The sequence below is a fragment of the Aeromonas sp. 601027 genome, assembly GCF_049174455.1.
GTDB classification, from domain to species: Bacteria; Pseudomonadota; Gammaproteobacteria; order Enterobacterales; family Aeromonadaceae; genus Aeromonas; species Aeromonas veronii_A.
In genome coordinates this window covers 86,088-105,087 of the sequence record NZ_JAAKTN010000008.1, presented here as the reverse complement: position 1 = coordinate 105,087, position 19,000 = coordinate 86,088, and the positions used below count along the sequence as shown (strand labels likewise).

Genomic DNA, 19,000 nt, shown 5'->3' with positions numbered 1-19,000 from the left:
GCTGTTAGCAAACGGGTATATACAGTACTTTTTAACTGTACGCGAAAAGTGCCCCTCCGTATCACCACGCGACATAAAATATAAAAAATCATTATTTTTTATAAACTTGAGATAAGGCAACTGGATCTAGATCCATGTTCCCCCAAGAGTCAGATCCATGATCCGGATTGTGAACAAGTTCAACTGCTCAAAGATCCACCGCGGCGAAATTATCCACAGGAGTGGCACAATATCTACCCCGTTTACCCTGTAAAAATGGGGTGGCATTCACAATTTTTTGTAACATATCAGCGACTCCAATCACTTTCATCCACTTATCCAAGATTTCTGTGGATAACTGTGTGTAACATCATGCACAAACCCTTGGACAACTATTTCGAGGTCAAAGCAGACCTGGCTTACTGCTCGATAAAACAGACAAAACCCTTTAAAATCATAATGATGAACTGATAGCCCCCAAATTCTCTGCATTTGATCTTATCCACTCAGGATCGGTTATAAAAACAGCGATCCTTCTCGGGATCCTCCCCTGTTAGAATATGGCGAGCAAGATGGAGCCAACTATGCCAAGCAATCCCCAATCCGAGCAGGAGTTATTGAGCCGCGCCTATGCCATGGCCGGCTTCACGCTGGCACAGCTGGCCGCCGAGGCTGGTGTTGCGGTGCCCAAAGACCTGCGCCGTGACAAGGGGTGGGTCGGTCAGTTGATCGAGCTGCAACTGGGAGCCAGCGCAGGGAGCAAGCCGGAGCAGGACTTCCCGGAGCTGGGGATCGAACTCAAGACGATCCCCGTGGATCCTCAAGGCAAACCGCTGGAGACCACCTTCGTCTGCGTCGCCCCGCTGATCGGCGTCAGCGGCCAGCGCTGGGAGGAGTCCAACGTACGCAACAAGCTCTCCCGGGTGCTCTGGATCCCGGTGGAAGGCAGTCGGGAGATCCCGGTTGGCGAGCGGCGAGTCGGCATGCCGCTGATGTGGAGCCCGAATGAAGAGGAAGATCGGCTACTGCGTCAGGACTGGGAGGAGCTAATGGACATGATAGTGCTGGGAGAAGTGGAGCAGATCAGCGCACGCCACGGCCAGGTGATGCAACTGCGGCCCAAGGCGGCCAACAACAAGGCGCTGACTCGCGCCATCGGCCGCGATGGTCAACCCATCATGACCCTGCCCCGCGGCTTCTATCTCAAGATCGACTTTACCCACAGTTTGCTGCAACGCTATTTTGCCTTGCCGACTTGATCTGCCTTATCAACATCTTTGTCATATGGTGGTATAAAAATAGACAGGAGCCATTTTTAACTCACAGACAAGGAGGCGTCATGCCACTGATCAAACAGTTTTTAAAGTCCAAGCCCGAGGTCAAGGTGACCTTTGCAGTAGAGAAAGAGGCGGCTGCAGGGGCGGAACAGGTGATGCTGATCGGCGAGTTTACCCAGTGGCAACCGGTCGAGCTTAAACGCATGAAGAGCGGCGAGTTCAAAGCCACCCTCAATCTACCGACCGACGGCCCGGGGTACTTCGAATACTGCTACCAGCTCATCACTCCGGCAGGGGAAACCCTCTACGAGAATGACTGGGCTGCGGACGACTATGTGCCTGGCCCTTTCGGGCGTGACAACTCGGTGGTACGGGTCATCCAGTAACGGCAACCAGAGAGCCAATAGACGGATACAAAAAAGGCTCGCCATTGGCGAGCCTTTTCACTACCTGTCGAGCTATTTGCCGACATACCGACACCAATTCGAATCGAATTAGTTGAGCTTCTCTTTGATACGAGCAGCTTTGCCGGACAGGTTGCGCAGGTAGTACAGTTTGGCGCGGCGAACATCACCACGACGCTTCAGTTCTACACTGTGGATCAGCGGAGAGTGAGTCTGGAATACACGCTCAACACCTTCGCCGTTGGAGATCTTGCGAACGGTGAAAGCAGAGTGCAGACCGCGGTTACGCTTGGCAATAACGATGCCTTCGAAAGCCTGCAGACGCTCTTTACCACCTTCTTTAACACGAACTTGAACACGTACGGTGTCGCCCTGGGCAAAAGCCGGGATGTCGGTACGCATTTGCTCTTGTTCAAGCTGCTGAATAATCTTGCTCATTGTCTTTCCTTACCTAGGATAAACTGAAAACTCTACTTAACGCTGTCACGCACTTCGCGGACATACTCGGCAAGAAGTGATTCTTGCTCGTCAGTCAGAGCTAGGTTGTTAATAAGTTCCGGCCTTCTTTGCCAGGTTCGTCCGAGCGATTGCTTGAGACGCCAGCGCCGAATCACTTCGTGATTGCCGCTTGTCAGCGCCTCGGGCACCGCCAATCCATCCAACACCTCCGGCCGAGTGTAGTGGGGATGATCCAGCAAGCCATCCGTAAAGGAGTCCTGCTCAGCACTGGCCTGATCACCCAAGACTCCTGGAACCAGACGCGAAACCGCATCGATCAGGGTCATGGCAGGCAACTCGCCACCACTTAACACGTAATCCCCGATAGACCACTCTTCGTCGACTTCGGTTTGTATCACGCGTTCATCGATACCTTCGTATCGACCGGCTACCAGAATCAGTTTCTGATTCGTCGCCAACTCGGTTACGCCCGCTTGAGTCAGCTTGCGTCCCTGAGGGGAGAGATAGATGACTTTCGCCCCGTCTCCCGCCGCTTGCTTGGCTGCATGAATCGCGTCACGCAGCGGCTGAACCATCATTAACATGCCGGGCCCACCACCATAAGGACGATCATCGACCGTACGGTGTTTGTCGTGGGTAAAGTCCCGGGGGTTCCAGCACTCAATCTGCAGCAGGCCACTCTTGACGGCCCGACCCGTTACCCCGTGCTCGGTAATGGCTCGGAACATTTCAGGGAAGAGGCTAATCACCCCAATCCACATAAGAAACCTCCGGCACCCGTGTTAGCGCGGGAAACTAGAAACCAGGATCCCAATCAACTTCGATTGTTCGAGCAGTCAGATCAATGTTCTTGATCACCTGCTCTTCCAGGAACGGAATCAACCGCTCCTTTGCACCAAAGGCATCTTTTACATTGGCCTCAACCACCAACACATCGTTGGAGCCGGTTTCCATCAATTCGGTCACCTTGCCCAGGTCATATCCCTTGGTGGTCACTACCGAGCAACCAATCAGGTCACGCCAGTAGAACTCGCCCTCAGGCAACGCAGGCAATAGATCAGCGGGTACGCCGATCTCGACATTGGTCAATGCCAGGGCATCTTCGCGCACATCGATACCATCGAGTTTGCAGATCAGACCCTTGTTGTGACGTTTCCAGGATGAAACCCGAATTTCACGCCACGCCCCGTTCTGATTAATCAGCCAGGGGTTGTAATCGAAAATCGCTTCGGCAACATCGGTGAAGGAGTTCACTTTAAGCCAGCCCTTGATGCCGTAAACGGTCCCCAGGGTGCCCAGAACTACAGGTTTTTCCACCTTAACTCCTTACCGTTTGGCTGATTAAGCAGCTTTGGCAGCGTCTTTGATCAGCTTGGCAACGCGCTCAGAAACAGCGGCACCAGTAGCAACCCAATGCTCGATACGAGCCAGGTCCAGGTTCAGCTTTTCAGCCTGACCAGAAGCAACCGGGTTGAAGAAACCAACGCGCTCGATGAAACGACCGTCGCGGGCGTTACGGCTGTCAGCAACTACTACCTGGTAGAACGGACGCTTTTTCGCGCCACCACGTTGTAAACGAATGGTTACCATATCGTCCTCATTAACATCTAATGAACAAGGCCCGCAAACACGCGGACCCTAGCTTAAAATAAGCCGCATAATTCTACTTGGATTCGTAATAATTGCAACCAAGCCAGCCATTTTTTGCGCAGGGCTGCAATGAAAAGGGCCTGCAACTCGCAGACCCTCGCTCAATACCTAACTCCGGATAATCAGAACGGACCGCGACCGCCACCAAATCCCGGTGGCAGCATGTTCTTCATCTGGCTCATCATTTTGCGCATGCCGCCCTTGCCGGACATCTTCTTCATCATACGCTGCATCTCGGTGAACTGCTTGAGCAGCTTGTTCACGTCCTGCACCTGCATGCCGGAACCTGCAGCGATGCGACGCTTGCGAGAGCCCTTGATGAGGTCGGGATGGGCACGCTCTTTCGGCGTCATGGAGCTGATGATGGCCTCCATCCGCACGGTGAGTTTGTCATCCATCTGATCCTTGATGTTGTCCGGCAGGCCGGACATGCCCGGCAGCTTGTCGAGCATGCCCATCATGCCGCCCATGTTGCGCATCTGGGCCAACTGCTCGCGGAAGTCCTCGAGATCGAAGCCTTTACCGCTCTTGACCTTGCTGGCCAGCTTGGCCGCTTTCTCTTTATCGACGTTACGCTCCACCTCTTCGATCAGAGAGAGCACATCGCCCATGCCGAGGATGCGAGAGGCGAGGCGATCAGGGTGGAACGGCTCCAGCGCATCGGTCTTCTCGCCCATACCGATGAACTTGACCGGTTTACCGGTGATGTGGCGCACCGACAGGGCGGCACCACCGCGGGCATCGCCGTCCGCCTTGGTAAGGATGACACCGGTGAGCGGCAGCGCTTCGTTGAACGCCTTGGCGGTGTTGGCGGCATCCTGACCTGTCATGGCATCCACCACGAACAGGGTCTCGACCGGCTTGATGGTGGCATGCAGATCCTGGATCTCGGCCATCATTTCGCTATCAACATGCAGACGGCCGGCGGTATCGACGATCACCACGTCATAGAATTTCTTGCGCGCCTGATCGATAGCGGCAGTCGCGATGGCAACCGGCTTCTGGCTTGCATCGCTCGGGAAGAAGTCGACGCCGATGTCACCCGCCAGGGTCTCCAGCTGTTTGATCGCCGCAGGGCGATAGACGTCGGCACTGACCACCAACACCTTCTTCTTGTTGCGCTCTTTGAGCAGTTTGGCCAGTTTGCCGACCGTGGTGGTCTTACCGGCCCCCTGCAAACCGGCCATCAGGATAATGGCGGGCGGCTGGGCAGCCAGATTGAGCTGTTCATTGGCCTCCCCCATCACGGTGACCAGCTCGCCGTGCACTATCTTGATGAATGCCTGACCCGGGCTCAGGGATTTGGCCACTTCCTGCCCGACGGCACGCTCCTTGACGCGCGCCACGAAATCACGCACGACCGGCAGGGCGACGTCCGCCTCAAGCAGCGCCATGCGGACTTCGCGCAGGGTCTCTTTGATGTTCTCTTCGGTCAGCCGACCACGGCCACTGACATTGCGCAAGGTGCGCGAGAGTCGTTCAGTCAAATTCTCAAACATGACGCATTCCGGTTCTTGGCGTAATAAATAGGGGGCATTATAACCCAGAGCAGCCGCGAGGACGATTATTCACCGCACCGTCGCTCATCTATGCTTCGTCCCTATATATGGGCGGATCGGCCATTGCACAACTGGCGAGCACATCTTGTGCAAGGTATACTGCTCCTCTTATATCCCTAAATGCTTGTGTAACAACGACCTGGTTATGATCGTGATCTCTGTTCTGGCCCTGGCGTTTTATCTGCTGGCCATCATCGCCTCACTGCACCTGCTGCTCAATGCCAAACAAGTCGGGTACACCCCCCTGTTCGCTTGCGTGGGACTGGCACTGGTAGCCCATGGTGCATCTGTTGCCAGCGAAGTAATGGTGACCCATTCCGGTCAAAACCTGAGCATGCTCAACGTCGCCTCGCTGGTGAGCCTGATCATCAGTTGCTTCATGACCTGCGTCACCCGTCGCTTCAACGGCTGGATCCTGCTGCCGGTAGTCTATAGCTTCTCGGCCCTGTTGCTGGCTGCCAGCGCCTTGATCCCGGGTCGCTACATCACCCATCTGGAGGCCCATCCCCAGCTGTTGCTGCACATCGGCCTAGCCCTGATGGCCTATGCGGTATTGATGATCGCCTGCCTGTTTGCGTTGCAGCTTGCCTGTCTGGACAAGCAGCTTAAATCTCGAAAAATCAGCAACCTGCCAGCCATGCCGCCACTGATGACGGTGGAGAAGCGGCTGTTCCAGCTCATCTCGGCGGGTCTGTTCCTGCTGACACTCTCCATTGCCTCCGGCCTGTTCTTCCTCGAAGACATGTTCGCCCAGGGCAAATCACACAAGGCGGTACTCTCCATTCTGGCCTGGTGTGTCTATGTGCTGCTGTTGTGGGGCCATCACACCTATGGTTGGCGCGGCCGTAAAGTCATCACTCTCAGTCTGATCGGCAGCTTCATCCTGACTCTTGCCTATTTTGGCAGTCGCTTCGTCAAAGAAGTGCTGTTGAGCTGACACCTATACTCTTTTAGCCATACCATCCAACAGGAGCCCTTTTTGGACAGCATCTCAACGAGTACATTACTGATTGTTCTCGTTATCTTGATCCTTCTTTCCGCCTTTTTCTCCAGTGCCGAAACCGGCCTGATGTCCATCAACCGCTACAAACTTCGGCATCTGGCACAGACCAAACACAAAGCCGCACGTCGCGTCGAGCAACTGCTCGCCCGCCCCGATCGCCTGCTGGGGCTGATCCTGATCGGCAACAATCTGGTCAATATCCTCGCCTCCGCCATCGCCACCATCGTCTGTATCCGGCTGTTTGGTGATCTCGGGGTCGCCATCGCTACCTTCGGCCTGACTCTGGTAGTACTGGTATTCGGTGAAGTGACGCCAAAGACACTGGCAGCCATGTTTCCGGAGAAGATCGCCTATCCCGCCTCCTGGATCCTCAAGGGGCTGATGGTGCCGCTCTCGCCGCTGGTCTGGCTGATCAACGGCATCACCAGCGGCCTGCTCAAGATGCTGAAGATCAATCCCAACAAGGATGACTCCCTCAACACCGAGGAGCTGCGCACCATCGTCAATGAGGCGGGTAACCTGATCCCCCAGCGTCATCAGGAGATGCTGCTGAGTATTCTGGATCTCGACAAGATGCTGGTCGAGGACATCATGGTGCCGCGCAGCGATATCTACGCCATCGACATCAACGATGACTGGAAGAGCATCCAGCGCCAGCTGGCCCACTGCGCTCACACCAAGATCCTGCTCTATCGCGATAATATCGACGACGTTGTCGGCTTTTTGCACGCGCGCGATGCCCTGCGGCTGGTTGCCAGGGATCAGTTCAACAAATCGAGCCTGTTGCGGGAAGTGGACGAGATCTACTTCATTCCGGAAGGAACGCCGCTCAACGTGCAGCTGGCCAAATTCCAGCGCAACAAGGAGCGAATTGGCCTGATCGTCGACGAATACGGCGACATTCAGGGGCTAATCACTCTGGACGATATTCTGGAAGAGATCGTGGGCGACTTTACCACCTCCATGACGCCTGCGCCAAGCGACGAGATCCACCCCCAGTCAGATGGTTCTTATCTGGTCGAAGGCTCAGCCAATATTCGTGAGCTGAACAAGGAGATGAACTGGCACCTGCCCATCGACGGCCCGCGTACCCTCAACGGTCTGATCCTCGAATATCTGGAGGAGATCCCCCAGCCCAACATCGGGATCCGGTTGGCCGGTTATCCTATCGAGATCCTCGATGTGGAGAACAACATGGTCAAGATGGCGCGGATTATGCCGGCATCGTACCGAGCGGAGTCGGATTCGCAAGATTGAAAAAGGGCTGCCAGTGGCAGCCCTTTTCTATTGCAGCTCTTCACTGTTCATCTTCATCATCCGGCTCCAGCACCAGCGTCGGGATCAACTCGCCAAACACCCTCTGTAGCTCGTCACGGTTGGCCAGCAGGTCTTGCAGCGTATAGCTGTCCATCACCGCCAGAAACGCATCCATCGCCTCTTTCAGCGCACTCTTGAGCAGACAGACAGAGACGATGTGGCAAGCGGGCGAGCCGCAGTCAATGCCGTCCAGATTGCCTTCCAGCGCCCTGATCACCTGCCCGATATTGATGGTGGCGGGATCGCAAGCCATGCGAATACCGCCATTCTTGCCACGCTGGGATTGCAGATAGCCCAGCTTCACCAGCTGATTGACCACCTTCACCATGTGGTTGCGGGAAACGCCATACAGGGCCGATACCTTGGCAACGCTCGACAACTCCCCTTCCGGCAGGGTGGCAAGATAGAGCAGGGCTCTCAATCCAAAATCTGTATAACTGGTTAGTCTCATAAAACCTGATTAGCGCGATGCGAAAAGTGGAGTATTGATTCAAATCAAATAAACATCTAGGATGCCACTTATTAAATGACATTTTATATGTTCAATTAGAACGAGGCCCCTATGCTAGATCAAACCACCGTTGCCGTCATCAAAAGCACCATTCCGCTGCTCGAATCGGCAGGCCCTGCCCTCACCCAGCACTTCTACCAGCGGATGTTCAGCCATAACCCGGAGCTGAAAGATATCTTCAACCTGGCCCACCAACGCAGTGGCGGCCAGCCGCTGGCCCTGTTCAATGCAGTCGCCGCGTATGCAAAGAATATCGACAATCTGGGAGCGCTCGCCGGTGCGGTCGAGCGGATTGCGCACAAACATACCGGATTCCTGATCCAGCCGGAACAATATCACATTGTAGGTAGTCATCTCTTGGCCACGCTCAAAGAATTGGGCGGAAGTGCGGTCACCGACGAGGTGCTGGAGGCATGGGGCAAGGCGTATGGCGTGCTGGCAGACATCTTCATCGGCCGCGAGCGGGAGATCTATCAGGAGAAGGCAAGTCAGGATGGCGGCTGGCAAGGTACCCGCACCTTCATCATCAAGGAGAAGCGAGCCGAGAGCGACCTCATCACCTCCTTCCTGCTGGCACCGGAAGATGGCAAGCCGGTACTGACCTTCAAACCGGGCCAATACCTCAGCATCAAGCTGGTTCACCCCGAGCTGGAATATCAGGAGATCCGCCAGTACTCCCTCTCCGATGCCCCCAACGGGCAGGATTACCGCATCAGCGTCAAGCGTGAGCCGCAGGGTCAGGTCTCCAACCTGCTGCACGATCACCTGCAGGCGGGTGACAAGATCGAGGTGATGCCTCCTACCGGCGATTTCTACCTGAAAGCCGACAGCCAGACCCCGGTGGTACTGCTCTCAGCCGGTGTCGGCGTGACGCCGATGATGAGCATGCTCAACCAGCTGCTGGAAAGTGCTCATCAGGCCGAGATCACCTGGCTGCACGCCTGCGAACAGGGCGCTGTACACGCCTTCCGGGAGGATATTCAGCAAAAATCCCGCCAGCATCCCAACTTGCTGAGCCGGGTCTGGTATCGGGAGCCGGAGGCCAGCGATGTACAGGGTGAAGATTATGACCTGGCCGGCACCATGGATCTGACTGCCGTGAAAGAGCGCATCACGCCGCAGGCCCACTACTACTTCTGTGGCCCTGTCGGCTTCATGCAAGAGATCAAGCGGCAGCTGCTGGCGGCTGGGGTGTCAGCCGGGCAGCTCCATTACGAAGTTTTTGGCCCCCACCAAGATCTCTAAGGCGCAGGCAGCCATATAACAGAGGGAGGTTCCGGCTTGTCATGGCACGGCGGCTGGAACCGGACCCACAGGTGCAGATCTGTGGGTCATTTTTTTGGATCAGTGCATCGCCTTGGCGCGGGCCACCACGTTGGCCGGCATCCGGTTGCCAAGACGGCTGAGCAGACTCGCCGCCTTCTGGTGCAGCGCCTTGTCACCTATGACGGAGCCATGGAGCCAGCGATAGGCGTCCTCATAATCAAGCGGACTGCCCATCCCCTGCAACAGCATCTCGACCCACTCGATGCGAGCCCGCAGAAAACCGAGGCTGGCCGCCTCGCGCATCAGAGTTTCGGCTCGCACCAAATCCTTCTGCACCAAAGTTCCTTTCCAGTAGTAGCGCCCCAGCTGCTCCAGCGCTGGCGCCAACCCCTGATTGGCCGCCTCCCACATATATTGCACCCCGAGTTCGGCATTGGATTTGGTACAGACACCCCACGCCAGCATATCCCCCCAGAGGAATTGATAGGCCGGGATCTTCATCACCGAGGCGCGCGCTTCGATATCCTGAGTCAGCTGACAGCGATCCTGCTTCACCTGAGTGAGGTGACGCCCCTGCTCAATCCAGTTGAGCAACTCGTCCTGACGATAGAGTGGCACCGCCTGCAACTCGCCAGCGGCCAGAGGTGCGGGAGGCGCCACCACAGCAGCAGGTTCCACCGGTTTTGGCAGCGGCGCGGCCCCCTCGCCACTGCTGGCAACGGGGGTGACCGGCTCGGCCGGGAGCAAGACGGGGACTGCCTCAGAGGGCGCTGGCGTAGCAGCAGAGACAGGGGCCGTTGACACCGCAGCACTGCTTGCGGTCGGTGCCGATGCACTTGCTGCAGGCACATCGCTCGATACGGCAGCCGATACCGCCTCGGCACCATAGAGGGGCGCGGTGAATGTACCGACAAGAATGAGAAGGGTAAGGGGTTTCATCATAAGGATCTCCTGCTGCACTCTGTTATCGGCACCAAGCCCCATCCCCTTAGCCTGCCGGGCGGATCTCATCAATACAAAAGGGAGCCGAAGCTCCCTTGTTGGCACGGTTGACCCGCTTACTTGACGAAATCGACACCCAGCTGGATATCGGCTTTCAGGGTAGCCAGCATGCCTTCCATCGCTTCCTGCTCGAACGCGCTCAGCTTGCCGTAATCCAGTACGGTTTCGACGCCATTCTTGCCCAGCAGTACCGGCTGTGCGAAGAAGGTGGCGTGCTCGCCGTTGCCTTCAACGTAGGCGCACTCAACAACGTTGGCTTCGCCCTGCAGACCCTTGATGAGGGAGAGACCGAAACGGCAAGCCGCCTGACCCATGGAGAGGGTCGCAGAACCGCCACCGGCTTTGGCTTCCACCACTTCGGTACCGGCATTCTGGATGCGCTTGGTCATGGCTGCCACTTCTTCAGCGGTGAAGGAAGCGCCTTCAATCTGGGAGAGCAGCGGCAGGATGGTGACGCCACTGTGACCACCGATCACGTTGACGCGTACCTTGTCGATGTTCAACCCTTTGGCAGCGGCCACGAAGGTCTCGGCGCGGATCACGTCCAGGGTGGTGACACCGAACAGGCGACGCTTGTCATAGACACCGGCTTTCTTCAGCACTTCGGCGGCGATAGCCACAGTGGTGTTGACCGGGTTGGTGATGATGCCGATCAGTGCTTTCGGGCAAGTGGCCGCGCACTTCTCGACCAGATTCTTGACGATACCGGCGTTGATATTGAACAGGTCGGAGCGATCCATCCCCGGCTTGCGTGCCACACCGGCGGAGATCAGCACCACATCGGCCCCAACCAGCGCAGGAGTCGGATCTTCACCGCAGAAGCCCTTGATGGCGACGTCGGTAGGAATATGACTGAGGTCAACGGCCACACCCGGGGTAACCGGGGCGATGTCATACAGGCTCAGCTCGGAGCCAGCCGGCAGACGGTTTTTCAACAGCAGAGCGAGGGCTTGACCGATGCCACCAGCGGCACCCAGAACGGCAACTTTCATGATCAACTCCATGTTTAAGCGTAGGTTTAAGGTTGTTTGTTGTTGTGCGCCCAACCTTAATGGATCCCCCCATAAAAAACAATCTGATAACAGTTGCAGTCACGGGTTCTGTGAGCAACGAAACATGCGGGAGCAAAAATTGGAGGGAAATACAAAAAGTTGGAGGAGAAGCACAGTTTTTCTGCACTTCTCCTTACCATAAAGAGGTAGATCTGAGGGTCTCAGGATTGGAATGCCAGCGCCCGTTTTTCACACCAGCGAAAACCAATTGTTAACAATCCGTTCATCGCCAGATAAAGCCCACCAGCCACCCCGAACACAGCCAGGGTATCGTAGGTCTGGGCGTTCAACCCCTGCGCCAGCCCCATGATGTCCATGATGGTGATAGTACTGGCGAGGGAGCTCCCCTTGAGCACCAGGATCACCTCGTTGGAGTAGGCAGGCACCAGATGACGGGCGGCGTGGCGCACCTTCATCCACAAGGTCTGGCGGCCATTAAAACCAAGCGCCCGGCACGCCTCCACCTCACCAGCCGGGATGGCATCGAGCGCCCCCTTGAACAACCGGGTGGAGTAGGCCGCCGTGTTGAGACCCAGCGCCAGCACGGCGCAGAACCAGGGCTGCTTGAGCAGCGGCCAGAGCGGGCCGGCTTTCAGCCACTCGAACTGGCCCGGCCCGTAGTAAATCAGGAAGATCTGAATGAGCAGCGGCGTGCCGGTAAAGAGCAGCACCCACAGCTGCACCAGCTGGGTCGCCACCGGCAGGCGCAGCTCCAACACCCAGGTCATCAGGGCTGCCAACACAATCCCCAGCAGCAGGCTGAACAGGGTCAGCTCCAGCGTGGTGACCAGACCGCCCAGCAACGTAACGAGATACTCTTGCATCAGTTAGCCTCCGTAGCGGCGGGTGTAGCGGGCAGCCAGCCCGAGGCCATATTCGCTGACCAGACTGATAGCCAGATAGATGAGGGCCGCGGCGGCATACCAGGTAAAAGGTTCATAAGTACTGGCCGAGGCCATCTGCGCCTGACGCATCATCTCGTTCACCCCGATAAGCGACACCAGCGCGGTATCTTTCAGCAATACCAGCCACTGGTTGCCGAGGCCCGGCAGGGCATGGCGCCACGCCTGCGGCAACACGATGCGAAAAAAGATGTGGTTCTTGCTCAAACCCAGCGCCAGCGCCGCCAGCCGTTGACCTGAAGGCACCGCATTGAGCGCCGCCCGCAGGGTCTGGGTCGCATAGCTGGCGAACAGCAGGGAGAGCGCCAGCACGCCACAGGCGAACGGACTGAACTCTACATACTCGCCAGTGAGGAGGAACAGCACCTGGGTCGAGCCGAAGTAGATGAACAGCACCACCAGCAACTCGGGCAGGCCACGGATCAGCGTGGTCAGGGTGGCCACCGGCCACACCAGCGCACGCTGCTTGCTGAGCTCGGCGGCACTGAACGCCAGTGCCAATACCATGCCCCCGACCAGTGATGCCAAGGCCAGCCCGAGGGTCATCCAGGCTGCATCCAACAACAGGCTCAACATGGCTTACTGCGCGAAGTATTTGTCGAAGATTTTCTGATAGGTGCCGTTGGCCTTGATCTCCGCCAGCCCCTTGTTCAGCTGGGTCAGCAGCTCCTGATTGCCCTTGGCGACCGCGATGCCAAAGCCGGTACCGAAGTACTTGGCATCCGTCACTGGCGTACCCACCACGGCATACTCCTTATGCTGCTTCAGCCAGTCGGCAGCAACGGCGGTATCAGCAAACACACCGTCGGTACGGCCATTCATCATGTCGAGGAAGGCGCTCTGGTAGCTGGCATAAGGCACGGTCAGCAGACCCTTGCTCACCCAGTTATCCACCAGATAGGACTGGTGAGAGGTACCGTTCTGCACGCCGACTGTCTTGTCGACCATCTCTTCCGGCCCCTTGAAGGCCCCTTTCTTGGCGACGAATACGGCCGAGTTCTCGTAGTAGATGTCGGAGAAATCGACCTGAGCGGAGCGCTCAGGGGTTACGTCCATGGCGGCAATGGCGGCATCATAGCGACGGAATTTCAGGCTGGGGATCAGGCTGTCAAAGGCCTGGTTGTGGAAGCTGCACTCCAGCTTGGCCTGCTCGCAGATGGCACGGGCCAGATCGATGTCAAAACCCTGAAACTCGTTCTTGTCATCCAGGTATTCGAACGGCGCGTAGGTGGCCTCGGTGGCGAACTTGATCTCTTTGGCCATGACGGAGGTACTCAACAGGCCCATGGCAGCAACCAACAACAGACTCTTTTTCATGACAGCTTCCTTATCGATTCAATATCAATGCATCAAGAATTCGGCAAACCGGCTGGTTTGCGGGGATTGGAAAATGGCAGCGGTGCCGGATTCGATGATCCGCCCCTTCTCCAGATAAATCACCTGGCTGGCCACCTTGCGGGCAAAGTCAACCTCGTGGGTCACCACAACCTGGGTAATGCCAGTCTGGCTCAGGTTGCGGATGATCTCGGCCACCTCCTTGGTGATCTCGGGATCGAGGGCAGCAGTCGGCTCGTCAAACAGCAGCACTTCCGGGTCCATCATCAGGGTACGGGCAATGGCCACCCGCTGCTGCTGACCGCCGGAGAGACGTGCCGGCCAGGCATCGCGCTTGTCGGCCAGTTGCAGCTGAGCCAGCAGGTAGGCCCCCTTCTCTATAGCGGCCTCCTTGCTCATGCCGAGCACCTTGACCGGCGCTTCAGTCAGATTCTCCATCACAGTGAGATGTGGCCAGAGATTGTACTGCTGGAACACCATGCCCACCTTGCGGCGCAGCAGTTGGGACTGGCGGTTGAATTCGGCAGCAGAGAGGGAGTTCGGGAAAGAAAATTCACTTTCGCCAATCCGCAGAACACCCGCATCCGGGGTATCCAGCAGATTCATCATCCGTAGTAGGGAACTCTTGCCAGCACCGCTCGGGCCCAGCAACACCAAGGTTTCACCGGGGGATGTCCGAAAGCTGACCTGTTGCAGAACCGGCACCTTGTGCCAAGACTTCTCGATACCTATTAATTCAATACCCATACAGCCCAATTGAATAAGTTTTCAAAATTTCATCCCGATTCTATCCCTAATAAAGGTTGATGCAAGCCATTTTTGAATCAATATGCAGAACAAGCGCCGCTTCCTTGCAAAAAACGGCATATGAATGCAAAATGGCCCCGCTGTTCGTATCTGCCGCCTGTATCGCGCAGGCCGCCACACCTCCTCATTCGTGAGACCAAGATGAAACACAACGACAAGCAAGAAAAACTGGCCAAGGCCTTTAAAGCCTTGCTGAAAGAAGAGCGCTTTGGCTCCCAGGCAGAAATCGTCACCGCCCTGCAAGAGCTGGGCTTCGAGAACATCAACCAGTCCAAGGTATCGCGCATGCTGAGCCGCTTCGGCGCCGTTCGCACTCGCAACGCCAAGATGGAGATGGTCTACTGCCTGCCGGTGGAACTGGGCGTGCCCACCACCTCCAGCCCGCTCAAGAATCTGGTACTGGACGTCGATCACAACGGCGCACTGGTGGTGATCCACACCAGCCCGGGCGCTGCCCAGCTGATCGCCCGCCTGCTCGACTCCCTCGGCAAAGCAGAGGGGATCCTCGGCACCATCGCCGGTGATGACACCATCTTCATCACCCCGACCAGCGACACCGATATCGAAGAGCTCTATCTCTCCGCCCTCGAGCTGTTCGAACAGACGCCGTAATGGCCGCCACCGCATCATAGCGGTCACGCCAGAACGAAAAATCCCGGCCAAGGCCGGGATTTTTGTTTTCTGCAGCTTCGTCAGGCGGGCTTATTTGCCCTGCGCCATCAGAAAACCCTCCGATGGGGCGAAGAAAGCCGCGCCGGTCACTGCCTTGGTGAAACGCAGCAGGTGATCGAAGTGGCTGCCCTCTCCCTTGTACATGCTGGCCAGCATGGCGTTGAAGTGCTGCGGTGTGCGGCAGCAGGAGATGAAGTAGAGCCCCTGCTCGGTCATGGTGCCCCAGGGCATGCTCTGGCGCAGGATCTCCATGGACTCTCCCTTCGGGGTTTTGAGGTTGACCCGCTTGATGTGGGCGGTCAGCGGCTTGGCGGCAGACTCATACTCGATATTGTCGGGCTTGGTGCGACCGATAATGTCTTCCTGCTCTTTTTGCGCCAGCTTCTCCCAGTCGCTCATGGCGTGGACCCAGCGCTGGACGTGAATATAGGAGCCACCGGCAAACTCGCCATCGGCCAGCAACGCCACTTCGGCACGGTGTTCATCCTGCGGGTTCTCGGTGCCATCGACGAAACCGGTCAGGTCACGGCAATCCAGATTGCGGAAACCGCGCACCTCTTCGGCCAGTTCGACCAGTCCGGCCAGCAGTGCCATCACTCGGTGACCGGCGTGGTGCAGCACATCCACCCGATCGGCGCGCAGCTGAATAAAGAGATCAAACGGGGTGTTGGGGGCCTCCTGACCGTTGGCGGATTGCGCCATAAAGCTGCGGAACTGGGGCGGACGGGCGGCAGGGTAGAGACCATCCCAGGCATCGGCGCCAACGGCAACCAGACCGCTGAAACCGGCATCGGGGAAATCGGCGGCGACCGCCTGCCACAGGGCGGGCAGTTTGGCCAGACGGCCGACCAGTTCGGCGGCATCGCCGGTACGATTGAACATCAGATAGAGGGCGTGCAGATTCGGCTCTGCGCAGATCCCGGCTTGGGCTTTCATATATCTCTCCCCTGAGTAGGCGTTAGCGTTACGGGCTATTTGCGTTGCGCGATTATAAACCAGAGTGGATCCAGTTCTTTGATTTCACGACGATATCACGCGTTCAGGGCAAAGGGTCAAACAACACCAATCCATGGGGAGCGACCTTGATCCGTGCCCGCATCCCATCAAGGGGCTCGCCAATGCTCGCCTCCAGCTGCAGATCGCCACACTCGAACAGCACCCGGCAGTGGTGGCCGAGGAACTGCTGCTCCACCACCTTGAGCTCCCCATCTGCGGCGCTCTCCAGCAGCAGTTGCTGGGGTCTGAGCATCAGCTGCAACTGCTCGCCCACCGCCCGGCCATGAGGCTCGCTGCCACAGATGACCCCGAGCGCCGTCTGTACGCAGTGGCTGTCCACCACCTCGGCAGCCAGATAGTTGACCCCGCCGAGAAACTCCGCCACGAAGCGGTTTTGCGGGCGGCGATAGAGCTGCTCCGGCTGGCCCACCTGCTCGATATGACCGGCGCGAAACAGCGCCAGCCGATCGGCGAAGGCGAACGCCTCCTCCTTGCTGTGGCTGACGAAGATGGCGCCGATCCCCTGCTGCTTGAGCAGGGCGCGGATCTCGAGGATCAACTTCATCCGCACCTGGGTATCGATGTTGGAGAAGGGCTCATCCAGCAGCATCAGTCGTGGCTTGCACACCAGCGCCCGGGCGATGGCTACCCGCTGCTGCTGGCCGCCGGAGAGCTGGTGCGGATAGCGATCCCCCAGCCCCTGCAGATTGACCAGCGCCAGCGCCTCGTCCACCTGCTGCTGGCGGGCGCGGCGATCGAGTTTGGTCAGGCCAAAGCCGACATTGTCGGCCACCGTCAGGTGGGGAAAGAGGGCGTAATCCTGAAAGATCATGCCGATGTTGCGCGCCTCGGGCGGCACGCTGGCACCCGGCCCGTCGAGCAGGGTATCGCCGAGGCGAATCGAGCCCTCAGCCAACGGCAGCAGCCCTGCGATGGCCTTGAGCAGCGTGGTCTTGCCGCAGCCACTGGCCCCAAGCAGGCAGACGATCTCGTTGTCTGCCACCGTCAGGGAGAGCTGCTCCAGCACATTGCGGCCGTTGTAACGACAGCTGACATTTTCAACCTGCAAACAGGACAAGGCTGACTTCCTCTCGTTTCTGGCGGCGCGCTGCCTTTCGGTTCAGCACACCGCATGCAATTTCATTGACCGACGCGGCGACTCAGTGGCCCGGACTGTCCAGACTGCGGTTGACCCAGATCAGCGGCAACAGTCCCACCAGCACGATAACGATAGCCCCCAGCGCGCCACGCTCCAGCATCTCGTCCGAGACAAACTGGTAGACGTGGGTCGCCAGAGTATCGAAGTTGAAGGGCCGCAGCAGCAAAGCGGCGGGCAGCTCCTTCATGGATTCGATGAATACCAGCATGGCACCGGCAAACAGACCACGGCGCACCAGCGGCAGATGGACCCGCCGCAGCATAGCGCCATCCCCTTGCCCCAGAGAGCGGGCAGCCATGTCGAGGCTGGGGGAGATCTTGCCCATACTGCTCTCCACCGAGCCGATGGCGATGGCCACGAAGCGCACCAGATAACCGAACACGATGGCGGTGATGGTACCGGTCAGCAACAGCCCCGGCCCCTGACGCCCGAGCCATTCGGCCAGATCGTTGATGGCAAAGTCGAGGGCGGTGAGCGGCACCAGCACCCCGATCGCGAGCACGGTCCCCGGCATGGCGTAGCCCATGGCGGCGATGCGCAGAGGCAGCAGGCTCTTTATCCCGCCATCGAGGCGGCGGAAGAAGCCGAGCAGCAGGGCGATACCCATCGCCAGCAGTGCGGTCAGCGCCGAGATAGCCAAGCTGTTTCCGGCAAAGCGGACAAACTCCGGCGTCCACGACAACTCGAAGTAACGCACGCCGTAATCGAGCAGGATGATGAACGGCAGAGCAAAACCGGCTAGCACCAGCCCCCAGCACCAGAGGCCAGCTAGCCAGCGACTCATCCCCTTAAGCGGATAGCGCAGCGGCTGCTCATGACCCATGGACTTCTGGAACACCTGCTGCCTGCTGCGCGAGCGGCGCTCCAGCGCGATCAACAGCACCACCGCCAGCAGCATCAAGCAGGAGAGTTTGGCCGCAGTGGCCAGACTGCCGTAACCGAGCCAGGTGTCGTAGACCGCAGTGGTCAGGGTGTTGATGGCAAAGAAGTGGACGGTGGCGAAATCGGCCAGCGTCTCCATGGCCACCAGCGATACCGCCACCATGATGGCGGGGCGCGCCAGCGGCAGACTGAGGCGGCGAAAGCTCTGCCAGGGGGTACAGCCGAGCAGGCGGCTGGAATGAATGAGGCTGACTGACTGCTCGAGAAAAGAGGCGCGGGTCAGCAGATAGACATAGGGGAACAGCACCAGCGCCAGCACCCAGGCGGCGCCACCAAGGGAGCGAATGGCAGGAAACCAGTAATCGGCAGGGCTGTTCCAGCTAAAGAGCGCTCGCAACCCGGCCTGTAGCGGGCCCGAGTAGTCGAGCAAGTCGGTATAGACGTAGGCGACGATATAGGAGGGCATGGCCATTGGCAGCATCAAGGCCCACTGCAGGGCACGGCGCCCCGGCACCTGACACATGGCCACCAGCCAGGCGGTGGGTACGCCAAACAGCAGGCTTAGCAATACGACGCCGACCACCAACCCCAGGGTATTGGCCAGATAATCGAGCAACACGGTATCGGCGAGGTGGCGAAACAGCGCCCCCTCAGCCGAGAAGGCAGAGAATACGAGGGCGAGCACCGGCAAAGCCAGCAGCAGGGCGATGGCCCAGCTGCCGGTCATCCATCCAAAATTTTTCATGAGACCACAGATGTTGATGGGGC

At 58.0% G+C, this 19,000-nt stretch carries 21 protein-coding genes; 6 read left to right on the top strand and 15 right to left on the bottom strand.

Translation table 11 applies throughout. The features are described from left to right. Nucleotides 1-563: 563 nt before the first annotated feature. On the top strand, nt 564-1,238 hold the full coding sequence (gene mutH, locus G5193_RS12020) for a DNA mismatch repair endonuclease MutH (protein ID WP_042084339.1): 675 nt from the start codon (nt 564-566) through the stop codon (nt 1,236-1,238). Between the two features lie 80 nt (nt 1,239-1,318). Continuing rightward, a complete protein-coding gene (locus tag G5193_RS12015; RefSeq protein ID WP_005348910.1) occupies nt 1,319-1,642 on the top strand; it encodes an isoamylase early set domain-containing protein in 324 nt (107 codons plus the stop codon). Nucleotides 1,643-1,750: 108 nt separating this feature from the next. Here the strand turns inward: G5193_RS12015 and rplS are convergent, their stop codons facing one another. The 5 genes from rplS to ffh all read right to left on the bottom strand — a co-directional run bounded on the left by rplS (nt 1,751) and on the right by ffh (nt 5,268). Then, a complete protein-coding gene (gene rplS, locus G5193_RS12010; protein WP_005308701.1) occupies nt 1,751-2,098 on the bottom strand; it encodes a 50S ribosomal protein L19 in 348 nt (115 codons plus the stop codon). Between the two features lie 32 nt (nt 2,099-2,130). Then, the gene (trmD, locus tag G5193_RS12005) at nt 2,131-2,880 is read right to left on the bottom strand and encodes a tRNA (guanosine(37)-N1)-methyltransferase TrmD (RefSeq protein ID WP_005308699.1); all 750 of its coding nucleotides are present in this window, start codon (nt 2,878-2,880) and stop codon (nt 2,131-2,133) included. 34 nt (nt 2,881-2,914) lie between these two features. Further along, entirely contained in the window at nt 2,915-3,436 is a 522-nt protein-coding gene (gene rimM, locus G5193_RS12000) for a ribosome maturation factor RimM (protein WP_005340394.1), read from the bottom strand. 24 nt (nt 3,437-3,460) lie between these two features. Continuing rightward, the gene (gene rpsP / locus G5193_RS11995; RefSeq protein ID WP_216952849.1) at nt 3,461-3,709 is read right to left on the bottom strand and encodes a 30S ribosomal protein S16; all 249 of its coding nucleotides are present in this window, start codon (nt 3,707-3,709) and stop codon (nt 3,461-3,463) included. 182 nt (nt 3,710-3,891) lie between these two features. Beyond that, entirely contained in the window at nt 3,892-5,268 is a 1,377-nt protein-coding gene (gene ffh, locus G5193_RS11990; protein ID WP_005341384.1) for a signal recognition particle protein, read from the bottom strand. 205 nt (nt 5,269-5,473) lie between these two features. On the opposite strand from ffh, the gene G5193_RS11985 reads away from it, so the two are divergent. After that, on the top strand, nt 5,474-6,265 hold the full coding sequence (locus G5193_RS11985) for a cytochrome C assembly family protein (protein ID WP_227341902.1): 792 nt from the start codon (nt 5,474-5,476) through the stop codon (nt 6,263-6,265). A 42-nt stretch (nt 6,266-6,307) separates the two neighbouring features. Further along, on the top strand, nt 6,308-7,588 hold the full coding sequence (locus G5193_RS11980) for an HlyC/CorC family transporter (RefSeq protein WP_005348906.1): 1,281 nt from the start codon (nt 6,308-6,310) through the stop codon (nt 7,586-7,588). Between the two features lie 40 nt (nt 7,589-7,628). Here G5193_RS11980 and G5193_RS11975 read toward each other — a convergent pair whose 3' ends face one another. Beyond that, entirely contained in the window at nt 7,629-8,099 is a 471-nt protein-coding gene (locus tag G5193_RS11975) for an Rrf2 family transcriptional regulator (protein ID WP_005340388.1), read from the bottom strand. Between the two features lie 111 nt (nt 8,100-8,210). On the opposite strand from G5193_RS11975, the gene hmpA reads away from it, so the two are divergent. Beyond that, nucleotides 8,211-9,404 carry an NO-inducible flavohemoprotein gene (gene hmpA, locus G5193_RS11970; RefSeq protein ID WP_201990764.1) on the top strand — a complete coding sequence of 398 codons (1,194 nt, stop codon included), beginning with the start codon at nt 8,211-8,213 and terminating at the stop codon, nt 9,402-9,404. Nucleotides 9,405-9,503: 99 nt separating this feature from the next. Here hmpA and G5193_RS11965 read toward each other — a convergent pair whose 3' ends face one another. From G5193_RS11965 to G5193_RS11940, 6 genes are all read right to left on the bottom strand, one after another. Next, on the bottom strand, nt 9,504-10,088 hold the full coding sequence (locus G5193_RS11965) for a tetratricopeptide repeat protein (protein ID WP_103251390.1): 585 nt from the start codon (nt 10,086-10,088) through the stop codon (nt 9,504-9,506). Between the two features lie 395 nt (nt 10,089-10,483). Next, nucleotides 10,484-11,419, bottom strand: coding sequence for a malate dehydrogenase (gene mdh, locus G5193_RS11960; RefSeq protein ID WP_005340384.1), 936 nt, complete (start codon nt 11,417-11,419; stop codon nt 10,484-10,486). 221 nt (nt 11,420-11,640) lie between these two features. Beyond that, entirely contained in the window at nt 11,641-12,303 is a 663-nt protein-coding gene (gene artM / locus G5193_RS11955) for an arginine ABC transporter permease ArtM (RefSeq protein WP_216952846.1), read from the bottom strand. A 3-nt stretch (nt 12,304-12,306) separates the two neighbouring features. Next, nucleotides 12,307-12,957: an arginine ABC transporter permease ArtQ gene (artQ, locus tag G5193_RS11950; RefSeq protein ID WP_236381186.1), complete on the bottom strand. Its 651-nt coding sequence runs from the start codon at nt 12,955-12,957 to the stop codon at nt 12,307-12,309. A 3-nt stretch (nt 12,958-12,960) separates the two neighbouring features. Continuing rightward, on the bottom strand, nt 12,961-13,698 hold the full coding sequence (locus G5193_RS11945) for a transporter substrate-binding domain-containing protein (protein ID WP_058053929.1): 738 nt from the start codon (nt 13,696-13,698) through the stop codon (nt 12,961-12,963). Between the two features lie 24 nt (nt 13,699-13,722). Beyond that, on the bottom strand, nt 13,723-14,463 hold the full coding sequence (locus G5193_RS11940; protein WP_179902581.1) for an ATP-binding cassette domain-containing protein: 741 nt from the start codon (nt 14,461-14,463) through the stop codon (nt 13,723-13,725). Nucleotides 14,464-14,664: 201 nt separating this feature from the next. Between G5193_RS11940 and argR the strand changes: the two genes are divergently transcribed. Next, nucleotides 14,665-15,135 carry a transcriptional regulator ArgR gene (gene argR, locus G5193_RS11935; protein ID WP_005340378.1) on the top strand — a complete coding sequence of 157 codons (471 nt, stop codon included), beginning with the start codon at nt 14,665-14,667 and terminating at the stop codon, nt 15,133-15,135. Between the two features lie 90 nt (nt 15,136-15,225). On the opposite strand, the gene G5193_RS11930 is transcribed toward argR, so the two are convergent. The 3 genes from G5193_RS11930 to G5193_RS11920 form a co-directional block, all read right to left on the bottom strand. Beyond that, complete coding sequence (locus G5193_RS11930; protein WP_040067425.1) at nt 15,226-16,131, bottom strand: Dyp-type peroxidase; 906 nt, start codon at nt 16,129-16,131, stop codon at nt 15,226-15,228. 103 nt (nt 16,132-16,234) lie between these two features. Beyond that, the gene (locus tag G5193_RS11925; RefSeq protein WP_019445596.1) at nt 16,235-17,269 is read right to left on the bottom strand and encodes an ABC transporter ATP-binding protein; all 1,035 of its coding nucleotides are present in this window, start codon (nt 17,267-17,269) and stop codon (nt 16,235-16,237) included. An 82-nt stretch (nt 17,270-17,351) separates the two neighbouring features. Beyond that, nucleotides 17,352-18,977 carry an ABC transporter permease gene (locus tag G5193_RS11920; protein ID WP_421206082.1) on the bottom strand — a complete coding sequence of 542 codons (1,626 nt, stop codon included), beginning with the start codon at nt 18,975-18,977 and terminating at the stop codon, nt 17,352-17,354. Between the last annotated feature and the right edge of the window lie 23 nt (nt 18,978-19,000).

Excerpts from the sequence above, each read along its gene's own strand:
- rpsP (WP_216952849.1), bottom strand. The coding sequence starts at position 3,709 with ATGGTAACCATTCGTTTACAACGTGGTGGCGCGAAAAAGCGTCCGTTC.
- G5193_RS11930 (WP_040067425.1), bottom strand. The coding sequence starts at position 16,131 with ATGAAAGCCCAAGCCGGGATCTGCGCAGAGCCGAATCTGCACGCCCTC.
- mutH (WP_042084339.1), top strand. The coding sequence starts at position 564 with ATGCCAAGCAATCCCCAATCCGAGCAGGAGTTATTGAGCCGCGCCTAT.
- G5193_RS11920 (WP_421206082.1), bottom strand. The coding sequence starts at position 18,977 with ATGAAAAATTTTGGATGGATGACCGGCAGCTGGGCCATCGCCCTGCTG.
- G5193_RS12015 (WP_005348910.1), top strand. The coding sequence starts at position 1,319 with ATGCCACTGATCAAACAGTTTTTAAAGTCCAAGCCCGAGGTCAAGGTG.
- G5193_RS11940 (WP_179902581.1), bottom strand. The coding sequence starts at position 14,463 with ATGGGTATTGAATTAATAGGTATCGAGAAGTCTTGGCACAAGGTGCCG.
- hmpA (WP_201990764.1), top strand. The coding sequence starts at position 8,211 with ATGCTAGATCAAACCACCGTTGCCGTCATCAAAAGCACCATTCCGCTG.
- ffh (WP_005341384.1), bottom strand. The coding sequence starts at position 5,268 with ATGTTTGAGAATTTGACTGAACGACTCTCGCGCACCTTGCGCAATGTC.
- trmD (WP_005308699.1), bottom strand. The coding sequence starts at position 2,880 with ATGTGGATTGGGGTGATTAGCCTCTTCCCTGAAATGTTCCGAGCCATT.
- rplS (WP_005308701.1), bottom strand. The coding sequence starts at position 2,098 with ATGAGCAAGATTATTCAGCAGCTTGAACAAGAGCAAATGCGTACCGAC.
- G5193_RS11985 (WP_227341902.1), top strand. The coding sequence starts at position 5,474 with ATGATCGTGATCTCTGTTCTGGCCCTGGCGTTTTATCTGCTGGCCATC.
- argR (WP_005340378.1), top strand. The coding sequence starts at position 14,665 with ATGAAACACAACGACAAGCAAGAAAAACTGGCCAAGGCCTTTAAAGCC.
- G5193_RS11945 (WP_058053929.1), bottom strand. The coding sequence starts at position 13,698 with ATGAAAAAGAGTCTGTTGTTGGTTGCTGCCATGGGCCTGTTGAGTACC.
- G5193_RS11975 (WP_005340388.1), bottom strand. The coding sequence starts at position 8,099 with ATGAGACTAACCAGTTATACAGATTTTGGATTGAGAGCCCTGCTCTAT.
- mdh (WP_005340384.1), bottom strand. The coding sequence starts at position 11,419 with ATGAAAGTTGCCGTTCTGGGTGCCGCTGGTGGCATCGGTCAAGCCCTC.
- artM (WP_216952846.1), bottom strand. The coding sequence starts at position 12,303 with ATGCAAGAGTATCTCGTTACGTTGCTGGGCGGTCTGGTCACCACGCTG.
- artQ (WP_236381186.1), bottom strand. The coding sequence starts at position 12,957 with ATGTTGAGCCTGTTGTTGGATGCAGCCTGGATGACCCTCGGGCTGGCC.